Annotated in this window: 16 protein-coding genes and 1 tRNA gene; 14 read left to right on the top strand and 3 right to left on the bottom strand. The window is 42.4% G+C overall.

The window, feature by feature from the left end:
- Positions 1-31 precede the first annotated feature (31 nt).
- Positions 32-1654: an ABC transporter substrate-binding protein gene (locus BM377_RS08630; RefSeq protein WP_092246762.1), complete on the top strand. Its 1623-nt coding sequence runs from the start codon at positions 32-34 to the stop codon at positions 1652-1654.
- A 198-nt stretch (positions 1655-1852) separates the two neighbouring features.
- On the opposite strand, the gene BM377_RS08625 is transcribed toward BM377_RS08630, so the two are convergent.
- Positions 1853-1925: transfer RNA gene (locus BM377_RS08625), tRNA-Thr, on the bottom strand.
- Positions 1926-2023: 98 nt separating this feature from the next.
- Complete coding sequence (locus BM377_RS08620; protein WP_177223837.1) at positions 2024-2974, bottom strand: SGNH/GDSL hydrolase family protein; 951 nt, start codon at positions 2972-2974, stop codon at positions 2024-2026.
- Positions 2975-3098: 124 nt separating this feature from the next.
- On the opposite strand from BM377_RS08620, the gene glmS reads away from it, so the two are divergent.
- From glmS to BM377_RS08600, 4 genes are all read left to right on the top strand, one after another.
- On the top strand, positions 3099-4922 hold the full coding sequence (gene glmS, locus BM377_RS08615) for a glutamine--fructose-6-phosphate transaminase (isomerizing) (protein ID WP_092246756.1): 1824 nt from the start codon (positions 3099-3101) through the stop codon (positions 4920-4922).
- A gap of 144 nt (positions 4923-5066) precedes the next feature.
- Complete coding sequence (locus tag BM377_RS08610) at positions 5067-5663, top strand: type IV toxin-antitoxin system AbiEi family antitoxin domain-containing protein (RefSeq protein ID WP_092246753.1); 597 nt, start codon at positions 5067-5069, stop codon at positions 5661-5663.
- Positions 5663-6007 (top strand): nucleotidyl transferase AbiEii/AbiGii toxin family protein, encoded by a 345-nt coding sequence (locus BM377_RS08605; RefSeq protein WP_242948132.1) that lies wholly within the window; start codon positions 5663-5665, stop codon positions 6005-6007. The genes BM377_RS08610 and BM377_RS08605 overlap by 1 nt, the downstream gene beginning before the upstream one ends.
- On the top strand, positions 5970-7112 hold the full coding sequence (locus BM377_RS08600; RefSeq protein ID WP_143104490.1) for an O-antigen ligase family protein: 1143 nt from the start codon (positions 5970-5972) through the stop codon (positions 7110-7112). The genes BM377_RS08605 and BM377_RS08600 overlap by 38 nt, the downstream gene beginning before the upstream one ends.
- Before the next feature lie 5 nt (positions 7113-7117).
- On the opposite strand, the gene BM377_RS08595 is transcribed toward BM377_RS08600, so the two are convergent.
- On the bottom strand, positions 7118-7630 hold the full coding sequence (locus tag BM377_RS08595; RefSeq protein ID WP_092246746.1) for a CAP domain-containing protein: 513 nt from the start codon (positions 7628-7630) through the stop codon (positions 7118-7120).
- Between the two features lie 296 nt (positions 7631-7926).
- Here BM377_RS08595 and BM377_RS08590 point away from each other — a divergent pair, with 296 nt between their 5' ends.
- The 9 genes from BM377_RS08590 to BM377_RS08550 all read left to right on the top strand — a co-directional run bounded on the left by BM377_RS08590 (position 7927) and on the right by BM377_RS08550 (position 20233).
- Positions 7927-9192, top strand: coding sequence for a 6-phosphofructokinase (locus BM377_RS08590; protein WP_092246742.1), 1266 nt, complete (start codon positions 7927-7929; stop codon positions 9190-9192).
- Positions 9193-9463: 271 nt separating this feature from the next.
- Complete coding sequence (locus BM377_RS08585) at positions 9464-10321, top strand: PD-(D/E)XK nuclease family transposase (protein ID WP_092246739.1); 858 nt, start codon at positions 9464-9466, stop codon at positions 10319-10321.
- A 435-nt stretch (positions 10322-10756) separates the two neighbouring features.
- Positions 10757-12409, top strand: a complete 1653-nt coding sequence (locus BM377_RS08580) for a DUF4135 domain-containing protein (protein ID WP_143104489.1) — start codon at positions 10757-10759, stop codon at positions 12407-12409.
- The gene (locus BM377_RS08575; protein ID WP_092246732.1) at positions 12397-12699 is read left to right on the top strand and encodes a hypothetical protein; all 303 of its coding nucleotides are present in this window, start codon (positions 12397-12399) and stop codon (positions 12697-12699) included. The genes BM377_RS08580 and BM377_RS08575 overlap by 13 nt, the downstream gene beginning before the upstream one ends.
- 219 nt (positions 12700-12918) lie before the next feature.
- Entirely contained in the window at positions 12919-13641 is a 723-nt protein-coding gene (locus BM377_RS08570; RefSeq protein WP_092246728.1) for a LytR/AlgR family response regulator transcription factor, read from the top strand.
- Between the two features lie 377 nt (positions 13642-14018).
- Entirely contained in the window at positions 14019-14903 is an 885-nt protein-coding gene (locus BM377_RS08565) for a sensor histidine kinase (RefSeq protein ID WP_177223836.1), read from the top strand.
- Between the two features lie 93 nt (positions 14904-14996).
- Positions 14997-16889 (top strand): prolipoprotein diacylglyceryl transferase, encoded by a 1893-nt coding sequence (locus BM377_RS08560; protein WP_092246722.1) that lies wholly within the window; start codon positions 14997-14999, stop codon positions 16887-16889.
- 200 nt (positions 16890-17089) lie between these two features.
- Entirely contained in the window at positions 17090-18478 is a 1389-nt protein-coding gene (locus BM377_RS08555) for an MATE family efflux transporter (protein ID WP_207646908.1), read from the top strand.
- Between the two features lie 21 nt (positions 18479-18499).
- Positions 18500-20233: an ABC transporter ATP-binding protein gene (locus tag BM377_RS08550; protein ID WP_092246715.1), complete on the top strand. Its 1734-nt coding sequence runs from the start codon at positions 18500-18502 to the stop codon at positions 20231-20233.
- The last annotated feature ends 25 nt before the right edge of the window (positions 20234-20258 follow it).

The raw sequence follows: 20258 nt of genomic DNA, 5'->3' as shown, positions 1-20258 counted from the left end.
ACGAGACGTGCTTTAAAAAAAGGAGGGTTATATGAAGAAGAAACTAATGGCAGTATTGTTATCATGTACTATGGTACTGGCTGCAGTCGGATGTGGGGCTTCAGGAGGTGCAACACAAAGTTCGGGTGACGCAGGAGAGGCAGCTCCGGCAGCGGAAGCAGCAGAGCCGGCGGCAGCACCTGAGGAGATTGATGTAGCTTCTCTTGATCCCGTTACTCTTAAGATGTACTTCCACGGAAGTAACGTAACCGATGACAGCAAGGTGCTGGAAGAGGTTAACGCATATCTTAAAGACAAGATCAATGTTACTCTTGAGCCCATCTGGGGTACATGGGGTGATTTCGATCAGAATGCGGTGCTTGCGCTTCAGGGTGGAGACGATATTGATATTTACTTTACATGCTCTTGGAGTGCCGATGAGTACAACAAGTTTGCAAGAGACGGTTACTGGGTAAGACTTGATAATCCCGAGAACAACCTGATCGAGAAGTACGGACAGGATCTTTGGAAGCTCCTTCCCGAAGTTCTTATCAACGGTGCTACTATCAACGGTTCAGACGGATACGGCGTTTATGCTGTTCCCGGATACAAGGATATCGCTACTCAGAACTGCTGGGATGTTAACGTAGATCTTTTGGAGAAATACGGATACACACTCGATGATATCAAGAATACCGACTACTACGGATTCGAAGAAATCCTTAAGAAGGTAAAAGAAGGCGAAGGAAACGACTTCTATCCTCTTCTTATCGAGGGTGCGGTTCTTGAGAGAATGGTAGACAATACTATCATCGTTACGGGTGACAGCGCAACAGGTAACTTCATGTCATACTATCTTGATCCTACAGACGTTTCAAAGCCCGGCAAGTACGGCAACAAGCTTGTAAACAAGTTTGAGACAGAGGAATTCAAGAAGTTCGTAGATCAGACAAGAAAGTATTATCTTGAAGGCTTCATCGATCCTGCAATGGGTAACAAGAATCAGGCCAACGATACAAGAACAAACAAACAGCTTTCAGGTGAGTACCTCATCGGTACACAGTCATATTCACTCGGATATGAGCTTCAGGCTTCACAGGAGAGAGGAATCCACGTAGAGATGGTTCCTTGCACAGACGCTTATGTTGATACAACATCTTCACAGGGCGCTATGATGGCTATCTCAACAGCTTCCAAGAATCCCGACAGAGCTATGATGTTCCTTAATCTCTTAAATACAGATCCTACACTTATGACACTTCTTAACTATGGTGTACAGGATATTCACTATACCAAGAATGATGACGGAACAATCACATTCACAGATAAGAGAGCTGATTATCAGCCTTGGACAAACGGTGTCGGCAACGTAACAATCCTTCCTCCTACAGATGCTCAGGGCACAGATTTCTGGGATGGATTTAAGTCATACTACGGAGCAGCAAAAGAGATTCCTATTCTCGGATATGCTTATGATTCTTCACAGGTAGAGGCACAGATGGGTGCCGTAGCCAACGTGGTTGATGAGTATATGCTTTCACTTTGCACAGGAACGGTTGATCCCGACGAGAAGCTTCCTGAGTTCCTTAAGAAGCTTAAAGATAATGGAATCGATGGAATAATCGATGACGCAAACAGCCAGCTTGATACATTTATGGCAGCTAAGGGGCAGTAAGCAAGAATTGACGCTTTAATGATATACGAATTGCTCCACAGCTAAAGCTGTTCGCGCAATTCTTCAAGCGTTCGGAAACCGCTAATTTACTTCGTAAATTGCTATTTTCTCATACTTGTTAGGGTCGTAAATTAAAAACAGTCCACTTTCATGCGAGCATGAAGTGGACTGTTTTAATTACGACACCTATATCATTAAAGCTGCTGACGGGAATCGAACCCGTGACCTCCGCACTACCAATGCGACGCACTACCGACTGTGCTACAACAGCTTGGGACTCATCAGAGCCACGAACATTATTGTAGCAATAGAATATAGGCTTGTCAATTGAAAAATGGGTGGACCGTAAGCTTTGGTCCACCCATCATTTTATACGTCTGTTCCTATTACTGACATGTAGTAAGAATAAAGGTTCTTGTAAGTTGAACGGTTGTAATGAAGCCCGTCTGAAGCAGAGAATCCGTTCTGCTTAAGGAATGAATATCCATCGATCCACTTGATACGAGGATCAAGCTCTGCCTGAAGCCTTGCATTGAATTTCTCGATCTGATCGTTAGATACTGTAGAGCAGTCGCCTACGGGAGTTACCGCAGCGTAGTAAACCGTAATACCCTGTGCTTCCCATGCATCAATGTTGCTGTTTACAAGCTTGATGTACTTGGAAGCGTTGGCAAGGTCATTGACACCGAAGTTGATGACCATTGTTGTGCCCGCGCCGGCGCTTGCCTGAATCTGAGGCATTGCTGTGTTCTTAAACCAGTAGTAGCCCTCGCCGACCTTGGCTACATAAGCTTTTTCATTGGAACCTACAGCCATCTGAAGCTGTACTGTTCTTGAATCACCCACAAAAAGATAGGGGATACCGGGAATATCCTGTGACACGTAGTTACTTATTATATATGCAACAGTGCCGTTGTAATCAATCTCATACCAACCGTTGTCGGTTGTTCCGGTAACAGAAACACAATTACCCCAACCGAGTTTACCGATCGGATTGTATTCTGTACCCGCTCCGTCGCGTACGTTGATGGTCTCGGTGACGTACATGGTAACGGGAGTTTCAAATTTAGTGACCGCAAAAGGAGTAGATACTGCATAAGCTGCTGCATCTTCAGGCTGTGCCTGTCCTTCGGGGTTCGTTTCAGGTGCGGCTACCTCTAAAGGAGCCGGTGCAACTTCGGAAGCGGTGTCAGGGTTTTCTTCTGCAATACATACTGTTCCGCTTGCCAGAAATCCTAAAGCGAATATCATGGCAAATGCTGCTACAAAGGGGCTTTTCACTATTAAGTTGTTTGTTTTTTCGATAGTTTTTTTCTTCATAACATTAAATTCCATAATTCCTATGCATTTTACATGATGATCATTTTGATGTCAAATTTGACTGAAAAGTATCAAACTCTTATAATAAATCAGTTGAATAAAAGGTAATCGAATAGGAGATATTATGTGCGGAATTATCGGTTATATTGGTAAGAGAAGTACCAAAGAGATACTTCTTGATTCACTTGAGCTTTTGGAATATAGAGGATATGACAGTGCGGGAATAGCTCTTTTCCCCGGTGAGGCTGATGCGCCTTTCGTTAAGAAGGTTGCGGGCCGTGTATCCAAGTTAAGAGAGATCACTGCCGGAGATACGGAAGAGGCATGCGCAGGTATCGGACATACACGTTGGGCTACACACGGCGGCGTCAGCGATGCTAATGCTCACCCTCACAATCAGGGAAGAGTAACTCTCGTGCACAACGGAATTATAGAGAACTACAAAGAGCTTATTAAGGAATACAATCTTAAGGATAAGCTCGTTTCAGAGACAGATACAGAGGTAGCTGCTGCGATTATGGATCATTTCTATGACGGAGATGCAGAGAAGGCTATCAGATCAACGATCAGCGTTTTAAAGGGAACATTTGCTTTTGCGGTTCTTTTTGCTGATCAGCCGGGCAAGATCTATGCGGCTCGTAACGTAAGCCCTATCGTTGTTGCCATGACCGAGCACGGCGCTATGCTTGCTTCGGACGTTGCGGCACTCGGCGTTCATGCCAAGGAGTACGCTTTCCTTCCCGAGTATCACATCGCATGCCTTTCATCCAAGGGTATCGTGGTACACGATGAGAAGAAGCACGAGGTACCTCTTCAGCTTATGACTATCGACTGGGATACCAGTCGTGGCGGAAAAGGCGGATACGCTTTTTATATGGAAAAAGAGATCCACGAGCAGCCCGACGCTATCAGAGACACTATCATGCCTCATATAGTAGACGGAAGAACAACATTTACAGCTGAGGGTATTCCTCATTCTCTTTTCAGAGAAAATCAGAATATTATCGTTATCGCCTGCGGAACTGCCATGCATGCGGGACTTATCGGACAGCAGCTCTTCCATACACTTGCTAACATCCACACCGATGTTGCGGTTGCTTCCGAGTTTACTTATACCAATCCTGTTATCAAGCCCGGAACTCTTGTTATCGCCGTTTCTCAGTCAGGTGAGACAATCGATACTCTCGAGGCTATCAAGTATGCCAAGAAGAGAGGCGCCAAGGTTCTTTCTATAGTTAATGTAAAGGGATCTACAATTGCCGATAACAGTGATTATTGCATTTATACACAGGCAGGTCCTGAGATTGCGGTTGCAAGTACCAAGGCATTTACAAGCCAGATTTCGATATTCTATCTGCTTGCGATTCATACCGCAAGACTTAACGGTATGCTCGAGCCTGAAGAGATGAAGGCTTACCTTGATGAACTTATGACTGTTCCCGATGCTATTGAGCAGATCTTAGAGAAAAAAGAATTTGTAAAGAAGATGACAAACAAGTTCCTTCACGCAGATAACGCATTCATGATCGGTAGAGGTCTTGATTACTCACTTCTTCTTGAGGGATCGCTTAAATTAAAAGAGATCTCATATGTTCATTCAGAGGCATATGCTTCCGGTGAGCTTAAGCACGGAACTATCGCACTTATCACGGACGGAGTACCTGTAGTTGCTCTTGTAACTCAGAGCTTACTTGCATCCAAGGAATACTCCAATATCAGAGAGGTTCAGTCACGTGGTGCCAGCATGATCCTTATTACCAAAGAGTCTCTCTACAAGGATATGAACATCCCCGAGGATGACACATTTATCCTTCCCGAGATGAGCGATATGTTCATGCCGTTCCCTGCGGCTGTTGTAATGCAGCTCATCGCATATTACACATCCTACACCAAGGGCTTTGACGTTGATAAGCCGAGAAACCTCGCTAAGGTTGTTACGGTTGAGTAATAGACAATATTGGATAATATAGATCATATCAAGCCATAAGAGCGTAATATTCACTCTTATGGCTTTTTTAATTAATTAGTTTACTTTCAAATCGTTCTTTAATATAATGATTTTAAAGAACGATTTGAAAGGCGGTGAAACATTATGGAGATTAGTGTTGAATTGCTAAAATCATTATTTGAATTGCATGATGGAGTTATTACAGCTAAAGAACTCGCAGAGGCAGGATTTACTAGAACTCTTCTTTATATATGCTTACTTAACGGGTGGCTGATCAAGGAATCACATGGAAGATATTTATTGGCAGACAATCAACCTGATGAGTTTCGTATGATACAGAACAGATCTGAGAAGTTGATATTTTCACATGGTACGGCGTTATATTTACATGGCTTGTCCGATCGTGTCCCTCATGAACTCGATATAACCGTTCCTCAGGGGGATAATGTCTCTCGTATAAAAAGGGATTATGATAATACAAGATTTCATTATTGCAAGAAAGAAATATGGGGATTGGGGATAACTGAGGTTATCACTCCACAGGGATACACGGTCAAAATATACGATTATGAACGCTGTATCTGTGATCTTATAAAAGATAAAAAATCAGTGGATACCCAGATATATTCACAGGCTATGAGAGAGTATTTTTCCGCGAAATGCAATCCGAGAAAGATTGTAAAATATGCCAGAGAGTTCAATATTGAAGAAAAAGTAAGAACGTACATGGAGGTACTGTAGTGAAAGAAAGGACACCGGAACAACTTAAAGGGCAGGTAAGATCTTTTGCTGCAAAACGTGGATTGATGCCACAGGAAGTACTTCAAATGTTTTTTCTTGAGAGGGTACTTGAAAGATTATCACGATCAAATTATTCAAGAAACTTTATTCTGAAAGGCGGAATGCTGATTTCTTCAATGTTGGGAGTTATGGAACGAACAACAATGGATATGGATACAACGGTTAACGGAATTAGCATGGCTGAGGATGAAATAGCTAAGATAATCAAGGAAATATTGAAGATAGATATCGGTGATGGAATAACATTTGAATTTGAAAATTTCCCTGATCGAAGATTTTGGTAAAAGAAATATCGAGACCACCAAAGAACCAAAGATCAAGTTTTCAAGAACGGATATCGCCATGGCCGTTTTCGGTGCGGCGGTTGTATTGTCAGCTCTTTTGTCAGGGCATATTAAAGAATCCTTCTACGGAGTATCCGGCTTCGGAATGGGCGCTTTGTCGATTACCTTGATGATTCTGTCGTATTTCTATATTTCAAGATTTCTTATAACACCCAAGTGGATATTTCATTTTATTGTGGCAACATCGATATTTCCTATCGCTCTGGCACTTATCAACAGAGCGGGGATAGATCTGCTTAATATGTATGAGCAGGGCACCGATCCCAAGTACAGCCTTTATGTGTCAACGCTGGGCAATTACGGATGGTTTAGCGAATATATGGCTATAATCATTCCGATCGCTATCTATATGCATGTCATGACGGAAAATGTTTTGGAGAGGATACTGTACGGGATTTATTTGATCCTCGCTTTGGCTGCGGCTACTCTTTGCGGAACCAATATGCTTATGATGACTGTGTTTGCGGTTTTTATCCTTGTATTGATCCGCAGATTCTTGACACTGATTTCGGAAAAAGACGCTGTCCGAGCCTTTGTGAAAAAGAGCCTTCCGTGGGCGTTTGTTATCGCTGTGATCGTATATTATGCGTTGGTGTTTTTTGTCAGCGGGCATGATGACATGGCAAACGGCAGAGGTTATATATGGAAGCTGTCCATGGATCTGTACAAAAATTTGCCGTTAAAAGAAAAACTCATTGGAGTTGGGCCGAACCGTTACATGTATGTGCTTAATGATTATCTGGGAACGAGATCCGGATTAAGCACTTTTACGAGCAGATTTAACAATCTGGCACTTACATCCGCGCACAGTGAGTATCTGGATTATCTGATAAATACAGGAATAATAGGGCTTGCGGCTTATATATACATGATCTACACCGTCATGTTCTCTTTTATCAGAGAAGGATTCGGGATAATAAATAAAGAGATAGCCTTTGTTTCAGCTATCTCTTATATGACATATTCTCTGTGTAATTTTTCTATAGTATGTGCTACGCCGATGTTCTTTATATATCTTGCAATGTGTGTGTCCAAAGAGAAATAATGATCTTATTTTGCAAATACCTGTATCTGGTAGCAATTACCGTTGTAATTGGTCAGGAATCCGCTGCCGTAGTATTTCCAGTAAGGCTTAAGCATGTTCTCGCGATGACTGTCACTGTTTACGTATGCTTCAAAGATATATTCAACATATTCGTCGCCGTTTTCGTTTTCAAAATCCCATTCATCCAGGATCTTGGCGATGTTCTCACTTCCGCGCTCATATTTATCCGTAAGTCCAAGCTCTGTATATACTGTCTTGTAGCTCTCTCCGTTTGGTCTTGTATGATCGAAATTAACCGGGAGCTCGCTTAGGCGCACATCGGCTACATCCAGAAGATCATCGTTTAGTTCCAGAGCAGGCAGTCCGTTTTCTTCTCTAAACGAATTAATCTTCTGAAGCATTATAATGTCGTAAATATCAGGTGGATTGGCGCTTTTTGCGTATGCGCTGCCTTCGAATGTTGCGACAAGGTATGTGATCATTAAGAGAGCCGGGATTATTCGTAATGTCTTTTTCATAGCTTACACCTATTTGTGCCTGACTATGATGTTAGCTGACTGTAGTTACGATCCCCATTTACAAACTTTTTTCTTATCCTAGATTAATGATAAGGTCGTTTTTGTACCCAAATCAAATAAATAAATAATAAAAATCTATAAACTTTTTAGACAGGAGAAAAAACGCCGGAAAAGTCAAGACTTGTTATTTGAGGGAGCCTTTGGCATTATTATCTTAGTTGTGTGAAAATTGCGGGTTAGATCCGTGATATATAAAAAGAAACTACACAAAAATCTAGTTAAGTTGGGAGGGACTCATGAATAACGTCATAATCGGACAGTCAGGTGGGCCTACGGCCGCTATCAATGCGTCTGTGGCCGGCGCTTATGTACGCGCCAAGGAACTCGGAGCACCAAAGGTATTCGGTATGCTCCATGGTATTGAAGGTCTTATTAACGGACACATCGTCGATCTGGATAATTACTTGTCGGATACGACCAATGTGGAACTGCTTAAGAGAACGCCTGCAGCGGTTCTCGGAACATGCAGATACAAGCTTCCTGTAGCAAGTAAGAATGAAGCTGACTACATCAAGATCTTCGATGTTCTTGAGAAGAACAATATCGATATGGTTTTCTATATCGGTGGCAACGATTCAATGGATACAATCATGCAGTTGTCGGATTATGCAAAAGAAAAGGGTAAATCTCAGCGTTTTATCGGCATACCCAAGACAATAGACAATGATCTTCCTATCACCGATCATTGCCCCGGCTTTGGTTCTGCAGCCAAATATATAGCGACCAGCGTAAAAGAGCTGATCAGAGACAATCAGGCAGCTGACAAAAGAAATCCTGCAACCGTTATCGTAGAGATCATGGGAAGAAATGCGGGATGGCTTGCGGCAGCAGCATCTTTATCCAAATCTGATGATTGCTCGGGACCCGATGCAATCTTTCTTCCGGAGAGACCTTTTGACATGGACAAGTTCATGGAGCAGATGAAGGAACTCTCTTCCAAAGGTAAGCCCGTACTTATTGTAATTTCAGAGGGAATCAAACTTGCCGACGGCACATATGTGTGCGAGCTCGGTGGCAAAGTTGCAACGGATACATTCGGTCATAAGCAGATGAGCGCAGCTTGTAAGGTACTTGCCGACAAATTAAGCGCAGAGCTTGGTTTACGTACGAGAACCGTTGAGCTCAGTACTCTTCAGAGAGCCGCTTCTCACATGGCATCACTTACAGACGTAAGAGAGGCTTATCAGTGCGGTTACGAAGCTCTTAATGCTGCATTGGCAGGTGAGACCGGCAAGATGATCATCATGAAGAGAGCTATGTATCAAGACTTCGGTAAGGAAGAGTGGAGCAGTGATTGCCCTTACATCTGCACTTACGGAACCTACGACATACACTCTATCGCCAACTGCGAGAAGATGATCCCCGACGAGTGGATAACACCCGACGGATGCGGCCTTACAGAGCAGTTTGACAAGTATGCCCGTCCTCTTATCTTCGGCGAGATGATGCCGATCATTTCAGGCGGACTTCCCAGACACCTTGTTATCGCCGAGGCTGTGTGATATTACCGGTAAATTGAATTACGGATCGAGTTAAGTGTAGAGCTCTGAGGATTATTCCTCAGAGTCTTTTTTCTACCCGGATTATTTGTCTTTCGCAAATCTTAAGAATCTGAACAAGGATTTTTCAAAATTTCGCGTTACAATGATTTCTATCGATTAGATCATTCAGATCAATCATAATTATTTCTCGGCTGTTCGCCGAAGCATTCCACTTTTTGCCGCAAGGCACGGAATATATATTACGCAGCCTCTTTGGGAGGTTCATGTTATAATGGGAGAAAGAAAAATGCAATTGGAACAATATTCGAAAGCCACTCTGGAAACAGCAGTGGGATTAAGGATCATTGATGATTCGTTGTGGAGGCTGGTAGCAGCCAAACAGAACGTATGTCAGGAGATATTAAGGACTCTTCTTGACATGCCAAAATTAAAAGTAGTAAAAGTAAATGTACAGGAAGTAATTCAAAGCCTTCATAGGGAGATTACTATTGATGCGCTCTGCATTTTAGATGACGGATCTATATGTAATATCGAGATGCAAAAAGGTGATGGAAACGATGATATAAAAAGAACCCGTTTTCACGCATCAAGTATAACCGCAAAGTATACTCCTAAAGGAACAGATTTTGAGAATATTCCAAACGTGACCATCCTTTATATAACGCAATATGATGCATTAAAAAATAATCGGACAATAACACATGTATCGCGTTGCATGAATACAAAAAACGGTAAATATGTACCGATAAACGATGGCGAAGATATTGTTTTTGCTAACACGGAAGTAAAAGAAGCCTCCGACAAGTCGGAATTATTGCAGTTAATGCTGCGAAAAGACGCATTCTACAGCGATAAGTTTCCGGCAACAAGCAAAGCAATAAATTATTTTAAAAATACTAAAGGAGGAATGAGTAAAGTGTGCAAATCCGTTGAATTATATGCAGAAAACTACGCTAAGAAATATGCAGAGAATTATGCAAAAGAAGTTGCCAAGGAATACTTTAATAATGGAAGAATAAAGACCATTACTGATTTTTTATCTAATGGCGGATCAAAAGCTGATGCAAAGAAAATGCTCAATGCCTCTGCAAAAGAGATAAAAGAAGCTGAAGCGAGACTTATAAAGTAATTACTAATAATGGTTACGGATTAAATATGATATTGTATATTCTAAAGACTCCAAGGATTGTTCCTCGGAGTCTTTTTATTGGGCAAATAAAGAAACAATAGATGAAAAGTGACATTTAACGTTTATCGTTAAAAAACTTGTCGTTCATAACAAAAACTTGTCGTTCGTCCCATTGATGTTGAAAAACGTTTTCGCACACATTAAGCTTTCCTTGTAAGGATCTAACACCTTACCATAACATTATGGGGGAAGTCAAAACACAATGAACAATTAAGTGTACATGAATAACAAAGTCTCTAACATCATTATTGATATAAGTGGATAAAACCAAAACTACTATAACCTGATTATTATTTTTTATCCATAATGTTATGCCAAAAGCAGGCCGGAGTATGTCGTGATACTCCGGTCTTATTCTAAAGGTGAGGGAAGACGTTGAAGGAAAAGAGTACTACCAAGGAGAAGTATATGTTTGAATCCATATATGAATCTTTGGTAAAAGAGAAGCTTAGGGATTTCGAAAAGGACTTATCCGTACTGACAAGAGGCTATGAAGAAGCCGAAAGAGAACTCATAAATGTAAGGAAGATCAAAAAGCAGTTTAAGGACTATCTCAAGGGGGAATTAAGAGATATAAGTCAGACGCTGTTGATAGCTGATATTAACGAGCAGAGACAAGGCGTTTTTGAATTCTGGGATCTTTATCCCGATTCACAGTATAAACAGTACATAGATCGCTTTTTTGACAAGTACTACTATGAGAGATTCATTGCCAGATACAAGCTTTGGCACGAAAGAATTCATCGTACCATGGATCTTGGCTATGCGTTCCTCTTGGAAGTGATAAAAAGATACTTGAACGATCTGGATAAGCTAAGGACCAAGAGACTTCTTAAAAGAGCCGGTGAATACGTTCTTCAGGAAGTGGAATTTCTCGGAGATAAAAGAAACAGCGGGAAATGCACGGTCAGATGCAAGATAAATGAAGATTATGTCATCTACAAACCTGAGAGCGGAAGAATATTTGAGCTGTATGGCAAGCTGATAAAGCTTGTAAGCGGTGATGATAATTACAAGATTTTGAATATGCTTCAGGGAAATAAATATTTCTGGGCCGAGCATGTCACTAACTATAGATGTAATACGGAAAGTGATATTAGAGAGTTTTATAAGAATGCGGGATTTATGCTTGCTTTGGCGTATCTGATGAACGCTGTTGATATAAATGACAGAAAAGTATACGCAGTCGGAAAATATCCGGTGCTTATCGATGCGGAAACATTATCTTCGACCAATCTTTTTTCAAAAAAGGTGACGAAGGGAAGGAAACTTTTTGACAGATCCGTATTTAAGACAGCGATCATTCCTATGCATTACAGCAGGGAAAACAAAGATATAATAGAGCACAACGCTTTGGGAGATGTGATATTTGTTGCTCGTTCCGAGAGTGATATAACAGATGAGTTCACGTCCAAGGCAAAAGAGCGATGGGAAGTCAGAAAATACAAAGGAAAACATACGCATTTACCGAAGTTGTCCGGCGAAAGCGTTCCCGTATGGGAGTATGTTGATGATGTTATAGAAGGGTTTGATGAAGGCTATGACAATATCATGGATAGCCACCCTGCTATATATAAGCTTTTAAAAGATTATGAAAATACCAAGATAAGAATAAGTTTAAGAAACCGCGAATTTTATTCTCAAATGCTAAAAAAGCTTAATTCACCTGAGCTTTTAAAGGATAAAGAGACTACGCAGGATTATATAAAATTAGTTTTTACAGACAGCAGTATAGATGAGTATTCGCTTAAGCATGAGATACAGCAGTTGATGAGAGGTGATGTGCCTTATTTCACAACGCTATTAAAGGACAGAACAGTCTATACCCAGGAATGGGACAGGGCGCTTAAAAGACGCTACGAATCTCCGTTAGAATGCATAATAAATAAGCTCGATGATTTTTCTAAAGAAGATAAAGAAAAACAGATTGATTTTATAAGGAGTGCATTTGACTACGATCACTGCAGCTTAGCTTACTTTGATAATGACAAAAATATAGAAAGTGTGGTGAATGAATGGATTCTATAAAACACGGCATTACAGTCCAGAGACTGGCATTTACTTTTGCTTTGATCGTGGCGGTACTATTGTCAGCATTCAACAGAAACGAAGGTTTGACAGAAGGATTTTATATATCGAATTATGTTATATTATCAGCCTTTTCTCTGATGTTTATTTACAGGATTCTTTTTCGGGAAGATAAAAAAAATAATTCAAGGTTTATTTTGGATATGGAGCCGCCGGAAAAGGTATTGGCGGGATTAAATCTTGTATTGGTAATAGCCTGGCTTTTATGCCAGATAAGTTACTTTCAATAAAGCAAACGATGGAAGGAGGGACGAAGAATGGGATTTATTCAAAGCATATTTATTTCTTGTGCATATTGGGAAGGCGTTTGTGATGCTGTCAAAGCGCTTTTAAATGTATGATTGCGTTTTTTTATAAGGGGGGATTTGTAATCAGGAGTCGATTTTTCGGCTCCTGATGTGCTATTATGGACAAAGAGGATTGAAAAATATAAATGGGGAGAGAGTAATATGTTCACAATAGCTATTTGTGATGATGATGAGAGGATCAGAGAGTTCATCCAAGATTGTGTGAATGAATTTTTTTCTGTATCAGGGGCGCAGTATAATTTTATCTTGTGTAAAAATGGGGAGGAGCTTGATAAAAAGCTGTCTTCGGGGGATGTTTCTATAAATATTCTGTTTCTTGATGTTGAGATGCCGGGGAAAACAGGCATTGAGATAAAAAACAGTCTACAAAAAAATTCCGCTGTCGAAAAAATAATTTTTATAACAAGTCACACCGAAGCAATGCAACAGGCTTTTGGACTTAGGGTAGTCGGCTTTATGAATAAGCCGCTTGATAAAAAGCTTGTGTGCGAGTGGATTAGGAATATATATAAGGAATACAGCAATAAGGAAGGCATTACCTTTGGTGATAAGGTTTATAACTATGATGATATTCTTTATATCAAATCAGACGGAAACTATCTTGTTGCCAAATTGTCAAACGGAAAAGAAACTGCTTCGGAAAGAATGGGAGTGACATCTTTTTTAAAAGAGCTCGAAAATAGATTTGTCCGTATCCATAGGTCGTATATAGTTAACTTATCTCATGTACAAAGAATCAAATACAATGAGATATGCATCGATAATGAAGAGGCTATTCCGCTTGGAAGAAGCTTTTCTGAAGATGTAAAGAATAAATATGATGACTATGTACTTGCTAAAGTTAAAGGACGTATGGGATGGTAATTTTTTTATTGGATTGTTTATTTGTTTTCTTTGATCTATGTATGTATTTGATAATATACAGATTGATATTTGGAGCTCGTTATAAGAAAAATGCGACGTTTTCGGTCGTTGTCCTTGTCGGGGTGTGTATTGTACTTAAAATATTATCTGTAATAAACGCTGAACTCTTTAATATAGATTCAATCACCTTATGCTCCGGTTTGGTTCTTCCTTTTTTGTTCAAAGGAAAAACTTCTAAATGGTTGGGGCTTTATTTTCCTGTATTTGGTGTTCCTACGACTATAGCGTCTATAATAAATATTTGGATTTATTCTTTTAATACTATTTCTCAGGAAAATATAATAGAAAGCTATTTCAATAGATTTCTTGGAGTGTTTGTGACGTGCGGACTTTTATATCTTGTATTTAGAACCAGAAGAAATTCGCGCGGAATAGAACTAAGTGCTATGCAGATAATTCTTTTGAATATTTGCACAGTTTTGGTCGGGATTGCTATTGGGGAAAAAGAGGCTGTAATAAAGCAAAGAAAATTGGTTGAAACCGAAATGTATGTTAACACGGTTATTATCATGAGCCTTATTTTCTATATTCTGGTAATGTACTCGATTTATCTTGAAAAATCGCGAATGCATGAAAGATTTGTTTCGGAATGCCAAAAAAATACATTAAATTCGCAAAAAGAGCAGATTGATGCGATTTTGGAGAGTGAGAAAAAGCTAAGATCATGCAGACATGATTTTAAGGCACACATCTATGCGCTAAGTTCCCTTGCAGAGGCCGGAGATACGGAAGGTCTTAAGAAGTATTGCGGCGGTCTTGTCGAAGATTCGGAAAAATACAGCAAGGCTATCATTTCCGGAAATGTTGCTGTTGACGGAATACTGGGACGGTGTGCCGATATGTGCGAGGAGAAAGGAATTACATTCACGTATCAGGTCGCGCTTCTTAAGGAAAATAAAGCGGATGATTATGAGCTTTGTATTATCTTTTCCAATATTATGAACAATGCGATCGAGGCATGCGAAAGCGGCGATGAGATAAAGCTTGTTTGCTATCCTTACAACGATGTTTTGTGTATCCTGCAAAAGAACCCAATCCACAAGGAACTTAAATATGAAAATGGCAAGCTTGTAACAACCAAGGAAGATAAAGAACTCCACGGACACGGCCTTGATAACGTAAAGACAGTCATTAATAAGTATGATGGTCACATGGACATCAAAGTCGAAGACGGCAATTTCTCCATAGAACTGTTACTTTAAACTTTCTGAATTCATAAAAAATTTACTGTTATTTCGTTATGAAATATTAGATAATAATAGTAGACGGTTTATCGGTTCGAAAGGAGACTTTATATGGAAGGCATGAGCACTCAGGATATTCTTAACGGACAGGATTTATCTACTGCGAATGTTGACGATCTTTTGGCGGCTATGAAAGCTGAAGAGAATGCTGCGGCAGCTGCTGCGAGCGCAGAGGCGGAAGCTGTTGAAGAAACTGTGCCTGAAGCACCTGCGGAAGAGGCTCCCAAGCCAAAGAGAACCCGTAAGAAAGCGGCTGCGCCTGCTCCGGAGGCAGTTCCTGAGCCTGCGCCGGAAGCTATACCTGAAGTTACCCCTGAAGTTGCAGCTGAGGCAGTTCCCGAAGCAGTACCGGAACTTGCTGCAGAGACTATTCCCGAAGCGGCGGCAGAGGTTATCCCCGAAGCGGCACCGGAAGTGCCGGCAGAACCTGTGGCAGAAGCCGCACCTGAAATGGATACAGTGGCAGAACCGGATATTCCGGATCTTGAAGAAATATTGGCCGAAGAAAAGGCTAAAACAGCGGCAGCGGAGGCAGCGCCTGACGCCGAGATCCCCGCAAGCCCCGCTGAAACGGCGGAAGCAGATGCAATGGCGGCAATGGCTGCTATGGTGGGCGAAGCAGTGGCTGAACCTGCAGCGGAAGCTGTTGATATTGATGCTATGTTGGCTGCAAGCGGAAATGAAGCTACCGGAGCGGAGATTCCTGCAGAGGAACCTGCACCTGAGGCTGCGCCTGTAGATGTGGATGCTATGCTCGCTGCAATGGCAAATGCCGAGACGGCTTCCGATGTTGATGCACTTATGGCTGCTGCGGCAGCAGAAGCTGAACCTGCGGCAGCTGATATTCCTGCGGAAGAAATGCCTGCGGAAGCTATTGCAGAGCCTTCATCGGATGCTATTGCGGAGCCCGTGGCAGAGATGCCAGCGATGGAAGAACCTGCTGCGAATGCAGCACCTGATATTTCGGCAGAAGCACCCGCAGACGGCGGTGCAACAGATATAGATGCTATGCTTGCTGCAATGGGAGCAAGCGATGTTGCAAATGAAGCACTTGCACAGGCAATGCCTGAGCTCGCACCGGATGCAGCACTTGCAGAGGCTGCACCCGATATTGATATTTCCGCTATGGCGGACGACGCGCTTGATCTGGGCGCCGCACCGGCAACAGATGAGCAGGCATCTGAGTTGGAAGTACTTGGATCAGCATTGACAACAGAAGAACAGGCAGCTGAGCTTGAAGCGCTCGTAGCTGCATCGGAAGCTGCAATGCTGTCAGAAGAGCCTGCACCGGAAGCTGCGCCTGATATTGCAGCAGAAGCACCCGTTGAAATGCCTGCAGAAGAGCCTTCACCCGAAACAATGGAAATCCCCGATATCGAGGAGCCTGTTCTTGCAGAGCCCGTGATAGAAGAGCCCGCATTGGAGGAACCTTCGCTCGGAGATGTTGTTGCGCAGGAGGCAGCAACTGCTGATGCAGCCGAGATGGATGCCCTTATGGCGGCAATGGCGGCAGCAGAGAATGACGCTGCTGTAGCAGAAAGCGCTGGCCAGAGCCTTGACGATATATTAAACGCAGAGGTAGATGCTCTTACAGAGCCTGTTGCAGAAGAACCAGCATTTGAAGAAACAGCGCAAGCTTCTTCGACAGATCTTGCGGATGCCGTTGCAGGCGCCGTTACCGATATAGAGAGCTTCCTCGATACAGATGATTATGAATATACCGTTGTAAGCAGCGGAGCCAAGACGCTTATCATTATCAAGACCAATGAGAGCAATGCGCTCGCGGTTACTTATGAAAACGGCGAATTTGATTCGCTTCAGCCCGGATACAGCAAGGATGATAAGCGCGGCTACAGCGATATCATGAATGCCTTCGTAAAAGAGACTATCTCATCCGGCGGAAGCTTCGAGATTAAGAGACACAAAGGCAGCAAGTTTGTATAAGCCTTTTTACAAACAATACGAACACAAAGGTCCCGACAGATGACTGCCGGGACCTTTTTCATGCAATGCGAAAAACACAGAAAATGATAAGCCTATATGCTTTTTTGAATGGATTTCTTCCCATACAAAGAGTACAATAGAGAAACTTACACTTAAGTTATGGAAATAGAGGGTATTTCAGGCAAAACATGGGAGAAGTTATGAGAGAGAAAAAAAGTTTATTCGGTGATGTGTCTTTTTACAAAAGCGCACTTGCGATTGCGATTCCGATCATGCTACAGGCGCTTATTCAGAACATGGTATCGCTTATAGATAATTTTATGGTCTCGGGGCTTGGAGATGTCTCCATGTCCGGAGTTAACGTTGCGGGCCAGATTCTGTTTATTTTTATGGTGTTTGTAAATACAATAACCATGGCAGGCGGAATCTTCTTAACACAGTTTTTCGGGGCAAAAGACAAGGCGGGAATGCAGCAGGCATTTGTATTTAAGGTATTCATGGGAATGTCCGCATTTATACCGTATTTCTTTGTTTGCCGTGTTTTCCCAAGACAGGTGTTGTCACTTATGCTGATAGGAAACAGTCAGGCGCCGCTTATCCTCGATGAGGCGGTCAGATATATACGCATAATGTTCTTTATGGGACCTCTTATGACGCTGTCCGTCAGTATTGCAAGCTCCCTGAGAGATATGGGAAGAGTTAAGGCTCCGCTTGTTGTCACGGTTATCGCGACACTGACCAATACTGTATTTAACTATATTCTTATCTACGGACACTTCGGGTTCCCTGCGCTTGGCGTAAGAGGAGCTGCGGTTGCGACCGTTATTGCGAGAACCGTGGAATTTTTGATCTTTTTAGGCATATATATTAAGGTTAAGCCGGAGTTTGCGATTGAATTCGGAAAAGGCTTTAAAGTTGACTTAAGGCTCTTTGGTGAGATACTTAAGAAGGGCGCTCTCATGCTTTTCTGCGAGATGACTTGGGTATTTTCCGAGACGGTAAATACCGCTATCTTCAACAGCAGAGGCGGCGCTGAAGTCGTATCCGGAATGTCGGCGAGCTTTGCGATAGCAAATCTCTTTTTCGTGGCATTCGGAGGAATTTATTCGGCAACAAGCGTTATAATAGGTAAGACGCTGGGAGAAGGAAATCTTGAAAAAGCGCGTGATCAAAAGAACTGGCTCTTATCCGGATCTATTGTGTTTGGGTGCCTTATGACACTTCTTGGTTTCTTTACGATAGCGCTTGTTCCCGTCGTCTACGGAAGGCTTAGCCCGGAAGCGATCAGCATAACCGAAAGAATGGTAGTTGTACTTGCACTCTTCATGCCTGTTTGGGTTTATATCAACGCACAGCAGGCGGTTGCCAGATCCGGAGGCGATACCAAGATGGGAGCATACGGGGATGCGCTAGTAACCCTTGTTATATTGATCCCTATGATACTTATCCTTGGAATATATACAAGCATCGGCCCTATTCAGCTTTTTATCTATATCAAGCTTGTTGATTTCATAAAGGTGACGATATTCTATTTCTGGCTAAAAAAAGAACGCTGGCTTAAGAACCTCGCGGAGGGACACGCCGCGTAAATACTTAAAACGGAGACATACATGGATCTTATCAAGAAATTTATACCGTATTACAAACCATATATAGGAGTATTTTTGTTCGACCTTTTCTGCGCCACGGTCTTATCTGTTATAGACCTCGTTTTTCCGCAGTTTATAAGGATACTCAGAGCAACGCTTTTCTTGGAAGAACCACAGATAATCATAAAGAGAATCTGGATAATCGGACTTGTTTTGCTGGTTCTGTATTTCATCAGATTCCTCTGCAGATGGTATGTTACCTACTGGGGTCATATGATGGGCGCCAAGATGGAATCGGGCATGCGAAAAGAGCTGTTTGAGCGCTTTGAAGCGTTTTCTTTTTCCTACTATGATACGCACAATACGGGCGAGATGATGAGTAAGCTTGTCTCGGACCTTTTCGATATTTCCGAGCTTGCGCACCACGGCCCCGAGAACATATTTATTTCTTTTATAAAAATAGTCGGATCGATCATTTTGCTTATGCGAATAAACGTGCCGATGACGCTATGCCTGGTCGCAGTAGTGCTTGTTATGGCTGTTTTTTCCGTAAGCCGCAACAAGAAGATGAGAGCAACGTTCTCCGATAACAGGAAGAAGGTTGCCGGCATCAATTCATCACTTCAGGATACGCTCGGCGGCATCAAGGTCGTGAAATCCTTTACCGGTGAGGAGATCGAGGAAAAGAAATTTGACGAAAGCAACCTCGCTTTCCTTGAATCCAAGAAAGACAATTACAAGCAGATGGCTCTCTTCCATTCGGGAAACAATTTCTTTGAAGGGCTCCTGTTTGTGACCGTTATCGTTGCGGGCGGCGTGTTTATCGCCAAAGGGCAGATGAGCGTAGAGGACATGGCTATCTATGCTCTCTACATCAACATCTTCATCAATCCCGTGAACGTACTTGTCGAGTTTACGGAGCAGCTTCAGAAGGGCCTTGCGGGCTTTGGAAGATTCTGCGAGGTCATGGATACGATGCCCGAAATTGTTGATAAAGAGGGGGCAAAAGAGCTTACGAAGGTGGAAGGCGTTATCGACTACGAAGATGTTTCTTTTGCCTACGGAGAAGAGGATAACGTTCTTGATCATATAGATCTTCATGTTGATAAAGGCAGAAATGTAGCGATTGTCGGCCCTTCCGGTGGCGGAAAGACAACGCTTTGCTCGCTTCTTCCAAGGTTTTACGATGTTACGGGCGGAAGTGTCAAGATAGACGGAATCGATATCCGCGACGTTACGCAGAGGTCGCTTCGTTCATTTATCGGTATCGTGCAGCAGGATGTATATCTTTTTAACGGGACCGTCAGGGAGAATATCGCGTACGGTAAGCCCGACGCCACATTTGAGGAAATCAGAGAGGCTGCGGAGAAAGCGGATCTCTTGGAGTTCATAGATTCTCTTCCAAGCGGCTTTGATACTCTTGTGGGTGAGAGAGGAGCAAGACTTTCGGGCGGACAGAAGCAGAGGATCGCTATCGCAAGAGTGTTCCTTAAGAATCCCCCGATCCTTATCCTTGATGAGGCTACTAGCGCGCTTGATAACGAAAGTGAGAGATACGTTCAGGACAGTCTTGAAAAATTGTCGGTCGGAAGAACGACGATAACGATCGCGCACAGACTTTCTACGATACTTGGCGCCGATGAGATCATCGTGCTTGGAAACAACGGCATCGAAGAGCGCGGAACCCACAAAGAGCTCGTAATGAACGGCGGCTTGTATGAGAAATACTATCGCATGCAGCTCGGAAAGATATAGTATAATGTAATACAGAGGCAAATAT

The sequence above is a fragment of the Butyrivibrio sp. INlla21 genome, assembly GCF_900116875.1.
Taxonomy (GTDB): domain Bacteria; phylum Bacillota; class Clostridia; order Lachnospirales; family Lachnospiraceae; genus Butyrivibrio.
This window is presented reverse-complemented; position numbering and strand designations above follow the sequence as displayed.

Bases quoted from the DNA above. Each gene is read 5' to 3' on its own strand.
- BM377_RS08620 (WP_177223837.1), bottom strand. From the start codon at position 2,974: ATGAAGAAAAAAACTATCGAAAAAACAAACAACTTAATAGTGAAAAGC.
- BM377_RS08590 (WP_092246742.1), top strand. From the start codon at position 7,927: ATGAATAACGTCATAATCGGACAGTCAGGTGGGCCTACGGCCGCTATC.
- BM377_RS08570 (WP_092246728.1), top strand. From the start codon at position 12,919: ATGTTCACAATAGCTATTTGTGATGATGATGAGAGGATCAGAGAGTTC.
- BM377_RS08575 (WP_092246732.1), top strand. From the start codon at position 12,397: ATGGATTCTATAAAACACGGCATTACAGTCCAGAGACTGGCATTTACT.
- BM377_RS08550 (WP_092246715.1), top strand. From the start codon at position 18,500: ATGGATCTTATCAAGAAATTTATACCGTATTACAAACCATATATAGGA.
- BM377_RS08555 (WP_207646908.1), top strand. From the start codon at position 17,090: ATGAGAGAGAAAAAAAGTTTATTCGGTGATGTGTCTTTTTACAAAAGC.
- BM377_RS08595 (WP_092246746.1), bottom strand. From the start codon at position 7,630: ATGAAAAAGACATTACGAATAATCCCGGCTCTCTTAATGATCACATAC.
- BM377_RS08560 (WP_092246722.1), top strand. From the start codon at position 14,997: ATGGAAGGCATGAGCACTCAGGATATTCTTAACGGACAGGATTTATCT.
- glmS (WP_092246756.1), top strand. From the start codon at position 3,099: ATGTGCGGAATTATCGGTTATATTGGTAAGAGAAGTACCAAAGAGATA.
- BM377_RS08610 (WP_092246753.1), top strand. From the start codon at position 5,067: ATGGAGATTAGTGTTGAATTGCTAAAATCATTATTTGAATTGCATGAT.
- BM377_RS08630 (WP_092246762.1), top strand. From the start codon at position 32: ATGAAGAAGAAACTAATGGCAGTATTGTTATCATGTACTATGGTACTG.
- BM377_RS08585 (WP_092246739.1), top strand. From the start codon at position 9,464: ATGGGAGAAAGAAAAATGCAATTGGAACAATATTCGAAAGCCACTCTG.